Annotated in this window: 18 protein-coding genes; 13 read left to right on the top strand and 5 right to left on the bottom strand. The window is 72.9% G+C overall.

The genetic code is table 11. The annotated features are described in order from the left end of the window. Nucleotides 1–6: 6 nt before the first annotated feature. Nucleotides 7–465, bottom strand: a complete 459-nt coding sequence (locus ABZ899_RS21960) for a nucleoside deaminase (RefSeq protein ID WP_361348598.1) — start codon at nt 463–465, stop codon at nt 7–9. Between the two features lie 112 nt (nt 466–577). Here ABZ899_RS21960 and ABZ899_RS21955 point away from each other — a divergent pair, with 112 nt between their 5' ends. Continuing rightward, nucleotides 578–1,120 (top strand): HAD domain-containing protein, encoded by a 543-nt coding sequence (locus ABZ899_RS21955; protein ID WP_361348596.1) that lies wholly within the window; start codon nt 578–580, stop codon nt 1,118–1,120. A gap of 80 nt (nt 1,121–1,200) precedes the next feature. Further along, complete coding sequence (locus ABZ899_RS21950) at nt 1,201–1,716, top strand: hypothetical protein (RefSeq protein WP_361348593.1); 516 nt, start codon at nt 1,201–1,203, stop codon at nt 1,714–1,716. Between the two features lie 17 nt (nt 1,717–1,733). Here the strand turns inward: ABZ899_RS21950 and ABZ899_RS21945 are convergent, their stop codons facing one another. Next, on the bottom strand, nt 1,734–2,063 hold the full coding sequence (locus ABZ899_RS21945) for a PLD nuclease N-terminal domain-containing protein (RefSeq protein WP_361348590.1): 330 nt from the start codon (nt 2,061–2,063) through the stop codon (nt 1,734–1,736). Between the two features lie 87 nt (nt 2,064–2,150). On the opposite strand from ABZ899_RS21945, the gene ABZ899_RS21940 reads away from it, so the two are divergent. Together ABZ899_RS21940 and mqnP are read left to right on the top strand one after the other, a co-directional pair. After that, nucleotides 2,151–3,602, top strand: a complete 1,452-nt coding sequence (locus ABZ899_RS21940; protein ID WP_361348587.1) for a menaquinone biosynthesis decarboxylase — start codon at nt 2,151–2,153, stop codon at nt 3,600–3,602. Then, nucleotides 3,599–4,501 carry a menaquinone biosynthesis prenyltransferase MqnP gene (gene mqnP / locus ABZ899_RS21935; RefSeq protein ID WP_361348584.1) on the top strand — a complete coding sequence of 301 codons (903 nt, stop codon included), beginning with the start codon at nt 3,599–3,601 and terminating at the stop codon, nt 4,499–4,501. Before ABZ899_RS21940 ends, mqnP begins: the two co-directional genes overlap by 4 nt. Nucleotides 4,502–4,509: 8 nt before the next feature. Here mqnP and ABZ899_RS21930 read toward each other — a convergent pair whose 3' ends face one another. Next, nucleotides 4,510–5,127 (bottom strand): rhomboid family intramembrane serine protease, encoded by a 618-nt coding sequence (locus ABZ899_RS21930; RefSeq protein ID WP_361348581.1) that lies wholly within the window; start codon nt 5,125–5,127, stop codon nt 4,510–4,512. Nucleotides 5,128–5,218: 91 nt separating this feature from the next. On the opposite strand from ABZ899_RS21930, the gene ABZ899_RS21925 reads away from it, so the two are divergent. From ABZ899_RS21925 to ABZ899_RS21890, 8 genes are all read left to right on the top strand, one after another. Then, nucleotides 5,219–5,902, top strand: coding sequence for a UbiX family flavin prenyltransferase (locus tag ABZ899_RS21925; protein ID WP_361348578.1), 684 nt, complete (start codon nt 5,219–5,221; stop codon nt 5,900–5,902). 102 nt (nt 5,903–6,004) lie between these two features. Beyond that, entirely contained in the window at nt 6,005–6,460 is a 456-nt protein-coding gene (locus ABZ899_RS21920; RefSeq protein ID WP_062664259.1) for an Lrp/AsnC family transcriptional regulator, read from the top strand. Nucleotides 6,461–6,506: 46 nt separating this feature from the next. Continuing rightward, complete coding sequence (gene mqnE / locus ABZ899_RS21915; RefSeq protein ID WP_361348575.1) at nt 6,507–7,670, top strand: aminofutalosine synthase MqnE; 1,164 nt, start codon at nt 6,507–6,509, stop codon at nt 7,668–7,670. Between the two features lie 158 nt (nt 7,671–7,828). After that, on the top strand, nt 7,829–8,353 hold the full coding sequence (locus tag ABZ899_RS21910; RefSeq protein ID WP_361348573.1) for a GNAT family N-acetyltransferase: 525 nt from the start codon (nt 7,829–7,831) through the stop codon (nt 8,351–8,353). A gap of 95 nt (nt 8,354–8,448) precedes the next feature. Continuing rightward, nucleotides 8,449–8,739, top strand: a complete 291-nt coding sequence (locus ABZ899_RS21905; protein ID WP_361348570.1) for a DUF4229 domain-containing protein — start codon at nt 8,449–8,451, stop codon at nt 8,737–8,739. Between the two features lie 356 nt (nt 8,740–9,095). After that, complete coding sequence (locus ABZ899_RS21900) at nt 9,096–10,724, top strand: SPFH domain-containing protein (protein WP_361348568.1); 1,629 nt, start codon at nt 9,096–9,098, stop codon at nt 10,722–10,724. Further along, complete coding sequence (locus tag ABZ899_RS21895; RefSeq protein ID WP_361348565.1) at nt 10,721–12,061, top strand: SPFH domain-containing protein; 1,341 nt, start codon at nt 10,721–10,723, stop codon at nt 12,059–12,061. The genes ABZ899_RS21900 and ABZ899_RS21895 overlap by 4 nt, the downstream gene beginning before the upstream one ends. A gap of 59 nt (nt 12,062–12,120) precedes the next feature. Next, on the top strand, nt 12,121–12,786 hold the full coding sequence (locus ABZ899_RS21890; protein WP_361348562.1) for a TetR/AcrR family transcriptional regulator: 666 nt from the start codon (nt 12,121–12,123) through the stop codon (nt 12,784–12,786). Here the strand turns inward: ABZ899_RS21890 and ABZ899_RS21885 are convergent. Next, entirely contained in the window at nt 12,765–13,607 is an 843-nt protein-coding gene (locus ABZ899_RS21885) for a MaoC/PaaZ C-terminal domain-containing protein (RefSeq protein ID WP_361348560.1), read from the bottom strand. The genes ABZ899_RS21890 and ABZ899_RS21885 overlap by 22 nt on opposite strands. Continuing rightward, nucleotides 13,607–14,905 (bottom strand): 3-oxoacyl-ACP reductase, encoded by a 1,299-nt coding sequence (locus ABZ899_RS21880; RefSeq protein ID WP_361348557.1) that lies wholly within the window; start codon nt 14,903–14,905, stop codon nt 13,607–13,609. The genes ABZ899_RS21885 and ABZ899_RS21880 overlap by 1 nt, the downstream gene beginning before the upstream one ends. 83 nt (nt 14,906–14,988) lie before the next feature. On the opposite strand from ABZ899_RS21880, the gene ABZ899_RS21875 reads away from it, so the two are divergent. Further along, the gene (locus tag ABZ899_RS21875) at nt 14,989–16,275 is read left to right on the top strand and encodes an acetyl-CoA C-acetyltransferase (protein ID WP_361348554.1); all 1,287 of its coding nucleotides are present in this window, start codon (nt 14,989–14,991) and stop codon (nt 16,273–16,275) included. Nucleotides 16,276–16,472: the final 197 nt, after the last annotated feature.

Raw genomic sequence — 16,472 nt, 5'->3', positions numbered from 1 at the left:
CCGGCGTCACCCGTCCCACTCCCCGATGTCCTCGTTCCACAGGTCGGGATGACGGGCGACGAAGGCACGCATCAGCCCGACGCACTCCGGATCGTCGAGGAGCACGATCTCCACACCGTGCCCGGCCAGCCAGTCGTGCCCGCCTCGGAAGGTGACCGCCTCGCCGATCACCACCCGTGAGATGCCGAACTGCCGGACCAGCCCCGAGCAGTACCAGCACGGCGACAGCGTCGTCACCATGGTCGTGCCCCGGTACGACCGCTGCCGGCCCGCCGCCCGGAACGCGGCCGTCTCCGCGTGCAGCGACGGGTCACCGTCCTGCACCCGCCGGTTGTGGCCCCGCCCGAGCAGCGCCCCGTCCGCCCCGTACAGCGCCGCGCCGACGGGGATGCCGCCCTCTTCGAGCCCCGCCCGCGCCTCCGCGAGCGCGGTCCCGAGCCACCGCCGCGCCTGTGCCTGATCCATCCCCTCACTGTCCTGCGCACCGACGCCCCCGGCAACGGCGCGAAAACCCCGCGCTCCCGCGCCCGGCCCGCGGCTACGCTCACGTCCGTTCCCGCGGAGAGGAGCGGCAGCCGTGCGCCCCCTGCTCTACCTCGACGTCGACGGCCCGCTGAACCCGTACGCCGCCAAGCCCCACCGCCGGCCGGACGGCTACACGACGCACCGGATGAAGCCCGAGAGCTGGGTCGCCCGGCAGCGGTACACCCCCGCCCACCGGGTGAAGCCCCTGCGGGTGTGGCTGCACCCCGGGCACGGCCCCCGGCTGCGGGAGTTGGCCGAGCGGTACGAGCTGGTGTGGGCGACCACCTGGGGCGCGGAGGCGAACCGCTTCATCGCGCCGGTCCTCGGCCTGCCCGACCTCCCGGTGGTCGAGTGGCCGCCCGGCACGAGCCGCGAGCGGACCGACGGACCCTTCTGGAAGACCGGGCCGCTCGTCGAGCACGCCCGGGGGCGGCCCTTCGCGTGGGTCGACGACGAACTGGGCCCGGCGGACGAGGACTTCGTCGCCGCTCGGCACGAAGGGCCGGCGCTGTTGCTCCGGATCGATGCCCGACTCGGGCTGCGGGAGGCGGACTTCGTGGCCCTGGGTGCCTTCGCCGGTCGGCCGACCAGGTAATTCGGTGGCGTGGGGCCGGGCGGCGGTGTTGGGTTGCTGGGCCCGGACCGTCGCACGGACGCCGGGGGTGAGGAGTGCAGGTGGGGCGTCTGGGGCGGGCCTGGCGGGTGGCCGAACTGCGGCAGCGGGGCGGGGCGCTGGCGTCCTTCGTGGCCGCCTGCTGCGACGACGACAGGCGGGCGCGTGCCGCGCGGGACCTGGGGGCGCGCCTGGCCGCGTACGGGCCCGTCGACCGGTGGGAGGCCGAGGAGGCCGTGGCGACGCTGGAGAGGTGGGCCCGCGACCTCGAGGACCACCCGTACCACCCGGGCGTCCCGCGGCCCGACGAGAGCGACCGGCAGACCCGCGACCACTACAAGGACGTCCAGCGCGACCGCCTGACGACCCCGGCCCGCGACTGGCGGTCGGGGACGCAACTCTCCCTCGACGTCTACCTCGGTCAGCTGAGCCGGGTGCGCGGCCTCGACCCGTGCGTCCGGGAGGACGCGTACTACCTCTACGGCCGCGGCACGATGGCACTGGATGTCGGCGACCGCGCGACAGCGGCACGCGAGACGGCCCGTCTGCGGGAGCTGCGGGACGCCCACGCCTGGTGACGCGCGGCCCGCCCCGGTCAGGGCTCGTCGCGCCTGCTGCCGTCCTCGTCCTCGTCGGGCGTCTTCCCGTCCTCGCCCAGGGACTTGAGGAACTCCGGGTTGTCGTCCGGCGCCACCCACTGCCGGCGCCGGCGGTCCCGCACGCCCGACCAGCCGTCGGCGGCCGGGCTGCGCTTCTTGCCGGCGATGAGCCACGAGATCGAGCCGACCAGCGGGAAGACGAGCACGAGGATCGCCCACAGCGGCTTGGGCATGTGGCGGATGTCCTTTTCCTCCGTGCTGATGCAGTCGATGAACGCGTACACGCTCAGCGCCAGTGGCACGAGGAACATCAGCACCCGGAGCATGGGCCCTCTCCAGTGGAACGGTCGTCGGGCCGGGGGCACGGCCCCCGGGTTCAGGGCCAGGGTAGCCGCTCGGGGATACTTGACCCCATGGCTTACGACGATCTTCGATCCTTGCTCAGGGCCCTGGAGCGGGAGGGCGACCTCAAGCGCGTGAAGGCGGAGGTCGATCCGCACCTGGAGGTCGGGGAGATCGTCGACCGGGTGCAGAAGTCCGGCGGCCCCGCGCTCCTCTTCGAGAACGTGAAGGGCTCGTCGATGCCCCTCGCGATGAACGTCTTCGGCACGGACCGCCGGCTGCTGAAGGCCCTGGGGCTGAAGTCGTACGCGGACATCTCCGACAAGATCGGCGGGCTGCTCAAGCCCGAACTGCCGCACGGGTTCGTCGGGGTGCGCGAGGCGTTCGGCAAGCTGGGCGCGATGGCGCACGTCCCGCCGAAGAAGGTCAAGGACGCCCCCGTCCAGGAGGTCGTGCTCACCGGCGACGACGTCGACCTCGACCGGCTGCCCGCCCTGTTCACCTGGCCCAAGGACGGCGGCTCCTTCTTCAACCTGGGGCTGACGCACACCAAGGATCCCGAGACGGGCATCCGCAACCTCGGGCTGTACCGCCTCCAGCGGCACGACCGGCGCACCATCGGCATGCACTGGCAGATCCACAAGGACAGCCGCAACCACTACCAGGTGGCGGCCCGCAGGGGCGAGCGCCTGCCCGTGGCCATCGCCTTCGGCTGCCCGCCCGCCGTGACCTACGCCTCCACCGCCCCGCTGCCCGGCGACATCGACGAGTACCTGTTCGCCGGGTTCGTCGCGGGCAAGCGGATCGAGATGGTCGACTGCAAGACCGTGCCGCTGCAGGTGCCCGCGCAGGCCGAGGTCGTCCTGGAGGGCTGGCTGGAGCCCGGAGAGATGCTGCCGGAGGGGCCGTTCGGCGACCACACCGGCTTCTACACCCCGCAGGAGCCGTTCCCGGCGCTCACCATCGACTGTGTGACGATGCGCAAGCGGCCGCTGCTCCAGTCCATCGTGGTGGGCCGCCCGCCCACCGAGGACGGGCCGCTGGGCCGTGCGACGGAACGCTTCTTCCTGCCCCTGTTGAAGATCATCGTGCCGGACATCGTGGACTACCACCTGCCCGAGGCCGGCGGCTTCCACAACTGCGCCATCGTCTCGATCGACAAGAAGTACCCCAAGCACGCCCAGAAGGTCATGCACGCCGTCTGGGGCGCCCACATGATGTCCCTGACCAAGCTGATCGTGGTCGTCGACTCCGACTGCGACGTCCACGACCTGCACGAGGTCGCCTGGCGGGCCCTGGGCAACACCGACTACGCCCGGGACCTCACAGTCGTCGAGGGCCCCGTCGACCATCTCGACCACGCCTCCTACCAGCAGTTCTGGGGCGGCAAGGCGGGCATCGACGCCACCCGGAAGTGGCCCGAGGAGGGCTACACCCGCGACGGCGGCTGGCCGGACATGGTGGAGTCCGACCCGGAGACGGCGGCGAAGGTCGACCGCCGCTGGAAGGAGTACGGCCTGTGAGCAGCGCCTCCGCCGCGATCCCGCAGCCCGGACGCACCAAGGCGTTCCTGCGCCTGGTCATGATCGAGCACTCGGTGTTCGCGCTGCCGTTCGCCTACATCGCCGCGCTGACCGCGATGTTCGAGTGGGACGGGAACATCCACTGGGGCCGGCTGCTCCTGGTGACCATCTGCATGGTCGGGCTGCGCACCTTCGCGATGGCCGTGAACCGGATCATCGACCGCGAGATCGACGCCCGCAATCCGCGCACCGCCCACCGCGAGCTGGTCACGGGCGCGATGTCGGTGCGGCACGCCTGGACCGGCGCCCTGGTCGCCCTCGCCGTGTTCCTGGGCTCGGCGGCGCTGCTGAACCCGCTCTGCCTGGCGCTCGCCCCCATCGCGGTCGTGCCGATGGCGGTCTACCCCTACGGCAAGCGTTTCACGAACTTCCCGCAGGCCATCCTGGGGCTCGCCCAGGCGATGGGCCCGGTCGGCGGCTGGCTGGCCATCACCGGCTCCTGGTCGTGGGACGCGGTCATCCTGGGTCTCGCGGTCGGCGTCTGGATCGGCGGCTTCGACCTCATCTACGCCTGCCAGGACGTGGAGACCGACCGCGAGATCGGCGTCCGGTCGGTGCCGGCCCGCTTCGGCATCCCGGCGGCGATCTGGGGTGCCCGCGCCTGCCACACCGTCACCACCGCCCTGTTCGTCTGGTACGGCGTCGCGACCGGCGCCGGGGCCTTCTTCTGGCTGGGGGTGCTGATCGTGGCCGGGGCCTTCGTCTACGAGCACACGATCGTGCGCCCGCACGACCTGTCCCGGCTGAACCGGGCGTTCTTCAGCGTCAACGGGTTCATCGGGATCGCCCTGTTCGTGTGCGCGCTGCTGGACCTGCTGCTGCGCGGTCTGACCGTCTGATCCGGCGGTCAGACCGGCAGTTCCCCGCGGGGGCCGGTGTCCCGGCGGCGCAGCACGAACGCCGCCGCCACACCGGCCACCAGCCCGACCAGATGCCCCTGCCAGCTGACGCCGGACTGGGTCGGGGCGAGGCCCGCAAGCATGGAGCCGCCCCACACGGCGGCCACCAGCACACCGACGAGCACGCCGAGCGGGCGGCGCTCCACGAATCCCGTGACCAGCAGGAAGCCGAAGAGGCCGAAGATCAGGCCGGAGGCGCCCGCGGTGTTGGTGCCGGACGGCGACATCAGCCACACGCCGAGCCCGTCGGCGACCACGACCAGGGCGCACACCGCGGCGAACCGGCGGATGCCGCCGAGCGCGGCGAGGAAACCCAGGACCAGCAGCGGCACGGTGTTCCCCGCGACATGGGCGAAGCCGAAGTGGACGAACGCCGACGGCACCACGTCCACCAGCTCGGACGGCGTCCGCGGGACGATCCCGAAGCCGTCCAGCGCGTGTCCGCCCACCACGTCGACGAGCTCCAGCAGCCACAGCAGCGCCACCCAGCCCAGCATCAGCTTGGCGGCCGTCAGCACACGCTCCCCGCGCGACCCCGCGCGCACCGCGTCCCGCACACCTGCCATGGCAACCCCACCGTCCGACTCGTCCCCGAAGGGGAACGCCTGGGCCCCCTTGGTCGGTTCCCACCCCGTGCCGCCGGATAGGCTCGGTGTCGTGAACCCAGCCAAGCCAGGAGAGACGGCCCGAACGCCTTGGATCGTAGGGGTGTCCGGCGCTTCCGGCACCCCATACGCCGCCGCGGTGCTGCGTGCGCTCCTCGACGCCGGGGAGAGCGTCGATCTGGTCGTCAGCCGGGCCTCGCGGCTCACGCTGCTCGACGAGACCCAGATCTCCTTCCGGGACGCCCACTGGCGCGACGACCTGCGTGAATGGCTCGCGCGGGGCGCCGACGGCAAGCCCGGCACCTTCGAGACGGACCTCACCGACGTGCGGTACTGGCCGGCGGGGGACCTGGCCGCGGGACCGTCCTCCGGGTCGTACCCCACGAAGGGCATGCTCGTCGTGCCCGCCTCGACGGCCTGTGTGGCAGGTGTCGCGCTCGGGCTCTCCAAGGATCTGCTCCAGCGGGCCGCGAGCGTCACCCTGAAGGAGGGCCGCCGGCTCGTCGTCGCCGTTCGGGAGACCCCCTTGAACGGGCAGACGCTGCGGCATCTCGTCACCCTCGACGACGCGGGCGCCGTCGTCGTGCCCGCTTCGCCCGCCTTCTACGCGGGGGCCACGCACATCCAGGACCTGGTGGACTTCGTGGCCGGACGCGTCCTCGACGCGGCGGGGGTGGAGCACCGGCTCTACCGCCGCTGGAAGGGCGAACTCGGCGGCGGCGCCCGCCCCGCCTGAGCGGGCCGCCCCGCGTCACGCGCCCGCGGCCGGGCCCGACACCTCAGGCAGCAGCACAGCAGCAATCACGTCAGACCTCTTCAGCGGAAGGCTTCGAATCGCATGGACGCGGTGGACAGGCAGCTCATCCAGGCCCTGAGGGAGAACGGCCGGGCCTCCTACGCGGAGCTGGGGCGCCTCGTCGGACTGTCGGGACCCAGCGTCACCGACCGCATCAACCGGCTGGAGGCGGCCGGCGTCATCACCGGTTACCGGGCCACCGTCGACGCCTCCTCGCTCGGCCTCGGCGTCACCGCGCTGATCGGCATCTCGCTGACGGACGCCACCGACCACGAGGACGTGGCGACCCGGCTCAAGGACCTCTCCGAGGTCGAGGACTGCTGGTTCATCGCCGGGGACGACTCGTACATGCTCAAGGTGCGGGCGACGGACGTCGACGGCCTGGAGAAGATCATCCGGCGGCTCAGCGCGACCGAGGGCGTCTCGCGGACCCGTACCACCATCGTGCTCTCCACGAAGTGGGAGAACCGGGTCGGAGAGCTGCCCGAAGAGGTCTGAGGGCACAGGCGTAACGTGGGGGCGGGCTTCGTGGAAAGGTGTTGGCATGGACGTCGGGCTCAAGCGCGAGCTGGAGGAGAAGGTCCGCTCCGGTGAGCGGCTGTCCCGCGAGGACGGCATCGCGCTGTACGAGTCGGACGACCTGGCGTGGCTCGGCGGCCTCGCGCACGAGGTGCGCACCCGCAAGAACGGCGACGTCGTGCACTTCAACGTCAACCGGCACCTCAACATGACGAACGTGTGCACGGCCTCCTGCGCGTACTGCTCCTTCCAGCGCAAGCCGGGGGAGAAGGACGCGTACACGATGCGCATCGAGGAGGCGGTCAAGCTCGCCAAGGCGATGGAGGGCGAGAACCTCACCGAGCTGCACATCGTCAACGGGCTGCACCCGAACCTGCCGTGGCGCTACTACCCGCGCTCGCTGCGGGAGCTGAAGGCCGCGCTGCCGGACGTGTCGCTGAAGGCGTTCACGGCGACGGAGATCCACCACTTCGAGACCATCTCCGGGCTGTCCGCCTCCGAGATCCTCGACGAGCTGATCGACGCCGGTCTGGAGTCCCTGACCGGCGGCGGCGCGGAGATCTTCGACTGGGAGGTCCGCCGGCACATCGTGGACCACCGCACCCACTGGGAGGACTGGTCCCGTATCCACCGCCTGGCGCACGAGAAGGGCCTGAAGACCCCGTGCACCATGCTGTACGGCCACATCGAGGAGCCCCGCCACCGCGTCGACCACGTCCTGCGGCTGCGTGAACTCCAGGACGAGACCGGCGGGTTCCAGGTCTTCATCCCGCTGCGCTACCAGCACGACTTCGTGGACGTGAAGGACGGCAAGGTCCGCAACCGCCTCCAGGCCCGCACGCAGATGGCGACCGGCGCCGAGGCGCTGAAGACCTTCGCGGTCTCCCGGCTGCTGTTCGACAACGTCCCGCACGTCAAGGTCTTCTGGGTGATGCACGGCGTGCAGACCGCCCAACTGGCCCTCCAGCACGGGGCGGACGACATGGACGGCTCGGTCGTCGAGTACAAGATCACGCACGACGCGGACAACTTCGGCACGCCGAACAAGCTGACCCGCGACGATCTGCTCGACCTGATTCGGGACGCCGGCTTCCGCCCGGTCGAGCGCAACACGCGCTACGAGATCATCCGGGAGTACGACGGCCCGGACCCGCTGCGCCGGGAGTCGCCGCAGCCCATGCGGGTGTGAGGGGACGTCCGGCCGTACGCCGGCCGCGGACTGCCGCGGTCCCCGCACCGGGACGCCACCCGGACCGTCTTCGGCGAGGGTGACCGGCACGCGCGCGTGACGCTCTGCCGGCCACGATGCGCCCGCCGTCGCCCTGCGGTAATGGGTACAGTGCCTTCGTGTCCCTTACCTTCACCCTCGATCCGGCCGTCACCCCCGCGCTGCGCGACGGCATCCTCGACCTGTGGACCGACGTCTCCGAGGCGGGCGGCGCCGTCGGCTTCGTACCGCCGGTGACACGGGAGGACATCCGCCCCGAACTCGTGCGGCACTTCGTGGCGATGGCGGAGGGACGCAGCCGGCTCCTGGTGGGCCACGACGCGTCGGGCGCCGTCGCCGCGACCGCGTTCCTCACCTTCAACACGCACCGGCTGATGACCCACTGGGCCTGGCTCTACACCGTGATGGTGCACCCCCGCCACCAGGGCAGGGGCTACGGCCGCGACCTGCTGGCGGCCGCCGAGGACGCGGCCCGGGGCATCGACGGCATCGAGGCGCTGCGGCTCACCTGCCGGGGCGGCCACGGCCTGGAGCGGTTCTACGCCTCCTGCGGCTACAAGGAGGTCGGCAGGGTCCCGGCCGCCATCAGGGTGGCCCCCGGCGACGACCGCGACGACGTGATCATGCTGCTGCCGCTCGGCTGAGCCCCGCACAGGACCGCGCGCACCCCCCTGCAAGATCGGGGCCGGAGCGTGCTTCACTGGATGCCGGCCCTTTTGAACCGGAAGAGTGGATTGAGATGCTCCGCTACACACTGATGCGCCTGGGGATCTTCGTGGGCTGCCTCGTGGTCGTCTGGGGCCTCGTCTACTCCGGCATCGCCCCGCGCGGCCTCGGCGACTCCAACGGCATGTGGGTCCTCCTGCTCGCGCTGGTGATCTCGGCCCCGATCAGCTTCGTCGTCCTGCGCAAGGAACGCGATCGCGCCTCGGCCGGCATCGTGGAGCGCGTCGACCGGATGAAGTCCAACCTGGAGGCGAACCGCAGCCAGGAGGACGACGTCGACGACGCGGCCCGCGCCCAGGGCTGAGCATGAGCGCGCGGCCGTGAGCGCGTCATGACCCGCACGGACACCGGCCTCCCGCCACCGCGCCCCGCGCGCCGGCGGGAGGCCGCGCTCGTGGTGCCGGCGGGCGTGTTCCCGGGGGCGACGCGCTGATCGCGCGCACCCTCCGTGCTCCCGCCGGGCGCCGCGCGGGGCGCGTCCCGCCGCGCGGACGCGTCGGGGGACCACCCTCGCCCTACCGTCCGGTAAGTCCCCAGGTACACCCCCTTACGCTGGTCCGGACCCATGGTGTGGGATGGCTGAAATCACAGCAGGGATCACAGCAGGGAGTACGCCGGGCCCCGAGACGCGCCCGGCATGTGCGACGCAAAGGGGGAACTGTGGCACGAGGGCGCGCGAAGGCGAGCGCACGACGCGTGGCCGAGGCGGTCGCCTCGGGCACCGATCCACGCAGGGCCGCGCAGGAGGAACTGCGCCGGCAGACAGGCGAACGGGGAGCCTGGCGGGACGGCGGCGACGAGTACGAGGCCCAGGGCTGGAACATCGACCCGGACGACTTCCCGGCCGCCCGGGAGCAGGGCGGCTCGACCGCGACCGTCATGCGGCAGAAGACGGTGCCGCTCGACGAGGCCGGCGAGGCGCTCGGCCGCAGCGAACAGGAGCGCGCGGGCGGCGACGTGGTGCACGCCATCTGCCCGATGGTGCTGCCGAGGGGCCGCTCGTTCCTCTCCATGCTGCCGGTGCTGACCCTGCTCGTCGCGGGTGCCGTGGGCGCCTCGATCGTGGGGGCCGCCGGCGCCGACGTGCTGACCAACCCCCTGTTCGGCGTGCACTACTGGGTCGTCTCGCTCGCCGCGGTCGCCTTCGTGTGGTGGCGGCAGGGCATGGTCATGGTGCCCGACGGCTCCCAGGCGCTGATCACCCGGTTCGGCAAGCTGGAGAAGGTCGTCGGACCGGGCCGGGTCGTGCTGCTGAGCCCCTGGAAGCGGGTGTCGTACATCGTCAACACCACCCGTGAGTACCCGTTCAACGCGCCGGTGCGCGAGGCCCCGACCCGGGGCGGGGTGAAGGCGTCGATCGACCTGTTCATCCAGTTCCGGATCAGCGACCCCACCGAGTTCGTGTACACGCTCGGCGCGGTGCGCGGCTTCGAGGAGAAGCTGAGCAACGCCGTCAGCGAGACGATCCGCAGCCTCATCTACGAGCAGGAGGCCGCCGGTATCTACGACATGGTCGGCGAGGACACCGGCCGGCTCCTGGAGCAGCTCAACCAGCAGTTCCGTCCGGCCGTCGAGCTGACCAACGCCAACATCACCCACGCCGAACCGTCCGACCAGCGCTACCGCATGGACCTCGCGGCACCCGAGATGGTCCGGATGGCCAAGGAGGCGTACACGCACGAGTACGCGCTCCAGTTGCGCAAGGAGCAGGACGAGGGCGACCTGAGCCGTGAACTCGCCTCCAGCCAGGAGACGCTGTCGGCGATCCAGGCCGACATCGCCCAGTACCAGGCGCAGATGGACACGGCCGTGGAGCGCGAGACCAACCGTGCCGAGGCCCTGGCCCGCCAGCGCTACGTCCAGGCCGAGTCGGAGGCGAAGGCCAACGCGGCCCTCCTGGAGGCGCAGGCCCTCGACATCCGCGCGGTGACCGCCGCGGAGGCGCCGGAGATCCTGGAGTACCGCTACCAGCAGCAGGTGCTGGACACCCTGGAGGAGGTCGCCGACCACCTGCCCCGCCTGGTGCGCATCGGCGGCACCTCCGACGGCGCCGGCATCGACTTCCTGGAGCTGGCCCGCGAACTGGTCGGCGAACGCGGCACGGAGCTGTTCAGCGACGCCGACATGGCCGCCGTGCGGGCCCGGCTCGGCGAGGTGTCCGAGCGGATCGCCGCCCGCGAGGAGGAGATCGGCGCGCTGCTGGCCGCCGACCGGCCCACCGTGCCCGACGTGCCCGGACCGGGCGAAGCGACCGACGACATCGAGCTCTCCGAGGAGGCCGCCCAGTGAGCACCGCCCGATCCCACCGCCGGTCGGTCATCTCCGAGGCCGTCGCCCCCTGGACCGACATCGCCCGGCTGCTGCGCGGCGGCGAGGCCGACACCCTGATCCCGGTCATCATCCCCCGGCACCGCCGCCGGGTGTGGTGGATGCTGCCGCTGTGGCTCGGCGTGTACGCCCTGTTCATGGGCGTGATGCTGTCCCTGCACGCGGCCGACGCCGAGTCGTCCGCCGGGGACCTCGCCTACGGCACCCTGGCCGGCCTGTCCTACGCCGGCGGCGCCGTGCTGGTGCTGATCGGCGCCCTGTGGTGGTGGCGCTCCTCCATCGTCGAGATCGAGCAGGGCACCCACGGCGTCCTGACCCGCTACGGCGCCGTCGTCCGCACCCTCGACGCCGGCCGGCACTACCTGTGGCACCCGTGGTCCCGGGTCGACTTCGTCGTCGACACCGCCACCGAGATCCCGTACTCGGCGCCCGTGATGGCCTGCCCGACGCAGGAGAACGTGCCGCTGCGCTCGATCGAGTTCTTCCTGAAGTTCCGCATCACCGACGCCGTGCTGTTCGTCCGCACGATCGGCGCGGGCAACTTCGACCTGGTGCTCTCCAGCGCCGTGCAGGACGCCATCCGCCAGCGCGCCCGCAAGATGCGCACCGAGCGGGCGTACGACCTGCGCGGCTCGGACGTGGCCGACATGCAGGAACTGCTCAACCGCCAGCTGTCCGGCTACGGCGTGCGCATCACCGGCTGCAACATCCCGGACGTGCAGCTGCCGACGCAGTACCAGCAGCACCTGGCGACCCGCGAGCGGGTCGCCAAGGAGCGCACGGCCTACGAGCAGGAGTGGGGCCTGGTCCGCAAGCGCCGCATCGACCAGCTCGGCATGGACATCGAGCGCGCCAAGAAGGTGCGCGACGCCCGGATCGTCGAGGTCAGGGCCGCGCTGAACCGGGCCCGCGAGGAGGTCGCCCAGCTGCTGGAGCAGCAGGAGACCAACGCCCAGCGGGTGCGGTTCGAGATCGAGACGCGGGGCCGCAGCGGCCTGATCGCCGCCGAGAACGAGGCCCGCGCCCAGCGCGCCCTCGCCAAGGCCTACCGGGACAACCGGGCCGTGCTCCAGTACGAGCTGGCGCGGCGCCGTCTGGAGGTGGGCGCGAAGCTCGCCGGGCGGGCCCCGCAGCCGGTGGTCGTGCGCACCGACGGCTCGAGCGCCGACACCTCGGCGCTGTCGACGCTGCTCACCGCGCAGCTGCTGCCGCGGCTGACGGCGCTGCCGGCCGCCGACACCCAGCCCTGGGCGGACCGGGTGGCCCGGTTCGCCGAGGAGCGCACCGACGACGAGTAGGACGGCTGGTTGGCGACGGGCCGGGCGGGATCTCCGTCCCGGCCCGTACGCTGAGCGCCATGGGTGCCGTGAAGACCAAACGGATGCCGCGGGCCGTCCGTGAGCAGCAGATGCTGGACGCCGCCGTGCGGACCTTCGGCCGGCGCGGGTACATGGCCGCGTCGATGGACGAGGTCGCCGAACTCGCGGGTGTCTCGAAGCCGTTGGTGTACCTCTACCTGAACTCCAAGGAAGACCTCTTCACCGCCTGCATCCGGCGGGAGTCCGCCGCGCTCGTCGCGGCCATCCGGGCGGGTGTGCGGCCCGACCTGCCCGCCGACCTGCAGCTCTGGGACGGGCTGCGGGCCTTCTTCACCCACACCTCGCACTACCCGGACGCCTGGTCCGTGCTGCACCTCCAGGCCCGCACCCACGGCGAGCCGTTCGCCTCCGAGGTCGCCGCGATGCGCGCGGACATCGTCGCGTTCGTCACGCAGCTGATCCTGGTCGCCGCCCGTGAGGCGCACCGCGACCCCGACCTCCCGGAGAGCGAGGTCGCCGGGGTCGCCGAGGCCCTGGTGGGTGCCGCCGAGTCGCTGGCCGACTGGGCCAACACCACACCGGGCGTGAGCGCGCGCCAGGCGGCGGCCACGCTGATGAACTTCGCGTGGGCCGGCCTGGGGGACCTCAGGGAGGGCCGGCGGTGGACGCCGCCGGACGCGGCTCAGGAGGCGGCGAGCGGATAGACCTCCCCGGTCAGGTGGAGGCGGCCCGCGCCGCGCAGTTCGAACCGCCCGTCCCCGGCGCCGTACGTCACCGTCGCCGGCAGCAGCACCGGCGCCCGGAAGCCGGCCCGCACCCGGACCGCGTCCGGGGTGCCGTGCGCGGCCAGACAGCGGGCGACCGTCCACATGCCGTGCGCGATGGCGCGCGGGAAGCCGAACAGGCGGGCGGTGAGCGGGTGCAGATGGATGGGGTTGCGGTCCCCGGAGGCCGCGCCGTAGCGGCGCCCGACGTCCGCGGGGACCTTCCACTCGGCGACCTCGGGCAGCGGCTCCGGCTCCCCGGCGGGCGCCGGGGAGGCGGCGCCGTCCGTGCGGTGGCGGGCGAGGTAGTGGCTGGCCGACTCCCATACGAGGCGGTCGTCCGACCGGACCTCGGTGACCACGACCGCCTCGGTGCCGCGGCGGTGCGGCACCAGCCGCTCGACCCGCACCCCGACCTCGTAGGAGCCGGACGCGGGCAGCGCGGTGTGCCGGGTGATCTCGATGGACGTGTGGACGAGCCCGAGCAGGGGCAGCGGGAACTCCCGCGCGCTCATCAGGCGCATGGCCAGCGGGAAGCCGAGCAGATGCGGGTGGGTGACGGGCAGCGTGCCGCCGTCCGCCGGGAATCCGCACACCCGCTCGTACGCCGCCAGCCGTGACGGATCGACGCGGACGCCGGGCAGCACGAGCCGGGTCCGGGGGAACTCCGCGTCGGGGCGCGGCCGTTTGAAGGGGGAGAGCACCGCCCCCCGGGCGAGCAGGGCGGGCAGCCGGGGCACACCGGTCAGGACGGTCGTCATCACGCCCCCAGCAGGCTCTGGCCGCACACCCGGACGACCTGTCCGTTGACGGCACCCGACGCCGGGTGCGCGAGCCAGGCGGTCGTCTCGGCGACGTCGGACGGCAGGCCGCCCTGCGCGAGGGAGTTCATGCGCCGGCCCGCCTCCCGGATGAGGAGCGGCACCGCGGCGGTCATCTTCGTCTCGATGAAGCCCGGCGCGACCGCGTTCACGGTCACCCCGTGCTCGGCGAGCGCGCGCGGCGCGAGGGAGCGCACGAGCCCCGCGACGCCGGCCTTGCTCGCGCCGTAGTTGGTCTGCCCGGCGTTTCCGGCGAGACCGGCGATCGACGCCGTCGCCACGATCCGCCCGCCGGTGCGCAGGGCGCCGGCCGCGAGCAGCGCGTCCGTGGTGCGCAGCACGCTCGCGAGGTTGACGTCCAGCACCGCGTTCCAGCGTTCGGCGGGCATGTTGACCAGGCGCCGGTCGCGGGTGATGCCGGCGTTGTGGACGAGGACGTCCAGCCCGTCCGGCAGGGCCGCGGCGATCCGCTCACCGGCGTCGGGCGCGGTGATGTCCAGGGCGAGGGCGGTGCCGCCGAGCCGGTCGGCCACCCGCCGGGCGTCCTGCCCGGCCTGCGGCACGTCGAGGACGACGACCCGGGCGCCGTCCCTGGCCAGGGTCTCGGCGACCGCCTCGCCGATGCCGCGGGCGGCGCCGGTGACCAGGGCGGTGCGGCCGGCGAGGGGATGGCCGGGGTCGTCGGGCGGGGTGGCCTCCTGCGGGCCGGTCTCGATCACCTGGCCGCTGACGTAGGCCGACTTGGGGGAGAGGAGGAAGCCGAGGGTGGACGCGGCGGCGCGGGCGTCGGTGAGCCGGACGAGATTGACCGTCCTGCCCCGGCCGATCTCCTTGCCGAGGGAGCGGGTGAAGCCCTCCAGGGCCTGCTGGGCGGCGGCCTGGTGGTGGTCGGCGGGGTCGAGGGGCGCGCCCAGGACGACGATCCGCCCGCTCGCCGCCACCGACCGCACCACCGGGTGCAGGGCCGCGTGCACCTCGGCCAGCGTCTCGACGTCCCGGACCCCGGTGGCGTCGAGCACGACGGCCGCCGGGTGCTCGGCGGGGGTGGTGGTGAGGCCGAGGCCCGCCGCGGTGAGGTCCAGGCCGGACGTGCCGGCCGTGAGCAGCAGCCGTTCGCCGTCCAGTTCGGGCCGTTCGGGCGACCAGCGGCGCAACGGGGCGGGCTGGGGAAGCCCCAGGCGGCGGGTGAGGAACCGGCCGGGGGCGGTCCCCGTGAAGCTCAGATAGCGGTCGGCCATGCGGGACTCCCAGTGCGCTCCGGAACTGACTCGGGAGTAAGGTTACCGGAGGTAAGTCACCGTGGACGTGAGGAGTGAGGCACATGAGCGCCCTGTTGGCCCCGGCGGTCCGGCGCGTCGCGATCATCGGCGGCACGCGCATCCCGTTCGCCCGCTCCGACGGCCCCTACGCCACCGCGTCCAACCAGGACATGCTCACCGCCGCGCTCGACGGTCTGGTCGGGCGGTACGGCCTCGAAGCGCCGGGGGCCGTCGGCGAGTTCGTCGCCGGGGCCGTCCTCAAGCACAGCCGCGACTTCAACCTCGCCCGTGAGACCGTCCTCGGCTCACGGCTCGACCCGCGCACGCCCGCGTACGACATCCAGCAGGCGTGCGGTACCGGCCTCCAGGCCGTCGTCGCCGCGGCCAACAAGATCGCGCTCGGCCAGACCGAGGCGGCGATCGCGGGCGGCGCCGACACGGCGAGCGACGCGCCCCTCGGGGTCAACGACCGGCTGCGCCGCATCCTCCTGGAGGCCCGCCGGGCCCGGTCCCTCGGCGGCCGGGTCAAGGCCCTGGCCGGTGTACGGCCCTCCCACCTCGTCCCGGACATCCCGCGCAACGCCGAGCCCCGCACCGGCCTGTCCATGGGCGAGCACGCCGCCGTCACCGCCCGGGCCTGGGGCATCACCCGCGAGGCCCAGGACGAGCTGGCGGCGGCGAGCCACCAGCGGCTGGCCGCCGCCTACGAGCGGGGCTTCTTCCAGGACCTGGTCGTGCCCTTCCGGGGGCTCGACCGCGACCAGAACCTGCGCCCCGGCTCCACCCCGGAGAAACTCGCCGCGCTTCGACCGGTGTTCGGCCTGGACCGGCCCGGCCCCACGATGACGGCGGGCAACTCGACGCCGCTGACCGACGGGGCCGCCGTCGTGCTGCTGGCGAGCGAGGAGTGGGCGGCCGCCCGGGGCCTGGAGCCGCTCGCCCACCTCACCGCCTACGAGACGGCCGCCGTGGACTTCCCGCACGGCGACGTGGCGGACGGCGAGGACGGGCTCCTCATGGCACCGGCGTACGCCGTCCCGCGCATGCTGGAGCGCGCCGGGCTCGGCCTCGGCGACTTCGACCTCGTCGAGGTGCACGAGGCGTTCGCCTCCCAGGTGCTGGCCACGCTGGCGGCGTGGGAGAAGCGGGGCCTGGACCCCGTGGACCGCGCCCGGCTGAACGTCGCCGGCTCCTCCCTGGCCACCGGCCACCCCTTCGCGGCGACCGGTGCGCGGATCGTGGCGACGCTGGCCGCGCTGCTGGCCGAGCGCGGCGGTCCGGGCCGGGGGCTGATCTCGGTGTGCGCCGCGGGCGGGCAGGGCGTGACGGCGGTCCTGGAACGAAGCTGAGGACCCCTCACACAACCCGCGAGGTTGCACATACCCGTCCCCGGACCGCCGCCGAACCCGCACAACGTCCCCACGCCCGCGCCGTACCATCGCGTGCCTAACCAGCGGTCACCCCTTTCCGCAGGCCTCGGCAGGTGAACACCACGGTGCGCGAGGCACGTACTTCATGCAGCAAGCGATGTCCCGCTGCACGCCCG

The sequence above is a fragment of the Streptomyces sp. NPDC046859 genome (assembly GCF_040645135.1).
Taxonomy (GTDB): domain Bacteria; phylum Actinomycetota; class Actinomycetes; order Streptomycetales; family Streptomycetaceae; genus Streptomyces.
The sequence above is the reverse complement of the archived record's forward strand: the minus strand, read 5'-3'. Positions and strand labels throughout refer to the sequence as shown.

Coding starts and splice junctions, on each gene's coding strand:
- ABZ899_RS21875 (WP_361348554.1), top strand. CDS start 14,989: ATGAGCGCCCTGTTGGCCCCGGCGGTCCGGCGCGTCGCGATCATCGGC.
- ABZ899_RS21920 (WP_062664259.1), top strand. CDS start 6,005: ATGGACGCGGTGGACAGGCAGCTCATCCAGGCCCTGAGGGAGAACGGC.
- ABZ899_RS21940 (WP_361348587.1), top strand. CDS start 2,151: ATGGCTTACGACGATCTTCGATCCTTGCTCAGGGCCCTGGAGCGGGAG.
- ABZ899_RS21945 (WP_361348590.1), bottom strand. CDS start 2,063: ATGCTCCGGGTGCTGATGTTCCTCGTGCCACTGGCGCTGAGCGTGTAC.
- ABZ899_RS21890 (WP_361348562.1), top strand. CDS start 12,121: ATGGGTGCCGTGAAGACCAAACGGATGCCGCGGGCCGTCCGTGAGCAG.
- ABZ899_RS21885 (WP_361348560.1), bottom strand. CDS start 13,607: ATGACGACCGTCCTGACCGGTGTGCCCCGGCTGCCCGCCCTGCTCGCC.
- mqnE (WP_361348575.1), top strand. CDS start 6,507: ATGGACGTCGGGCTCAAGCGCGAGCTGGAGGAGAAGGTCCGCTCCGGT.
- ABZ899_RS21960 (WP_361348598.1), bottom strand. CDS start 465: ATGGATCAGGCACAGGCGCGGCGGTGGCTCGGGACCGCGCTCGCGGAG.
- ABZ899_RS21880 (WP_361348557.1), bottom strand. CDS start 14,905: ATGGCCGACCGCTATCTGAGCTTCACGGGGACCGCCCCCGGCCGGTTC.
- ABZ899_RS21905 (WP_361348570.1), top strand. CDS start 8,449: ATGCTCCGCTACACACTGATGCGCCTGGGGATCTTCGTGGGCTGCCTC.
- ABZ899_RS21930 (WP_361348581.1), bottom strand. CDS start 5,127: ATGGCAGGTGTGCGGGACGCGGTGCGCGCGGGGTCGCGCGGGGAGCGT.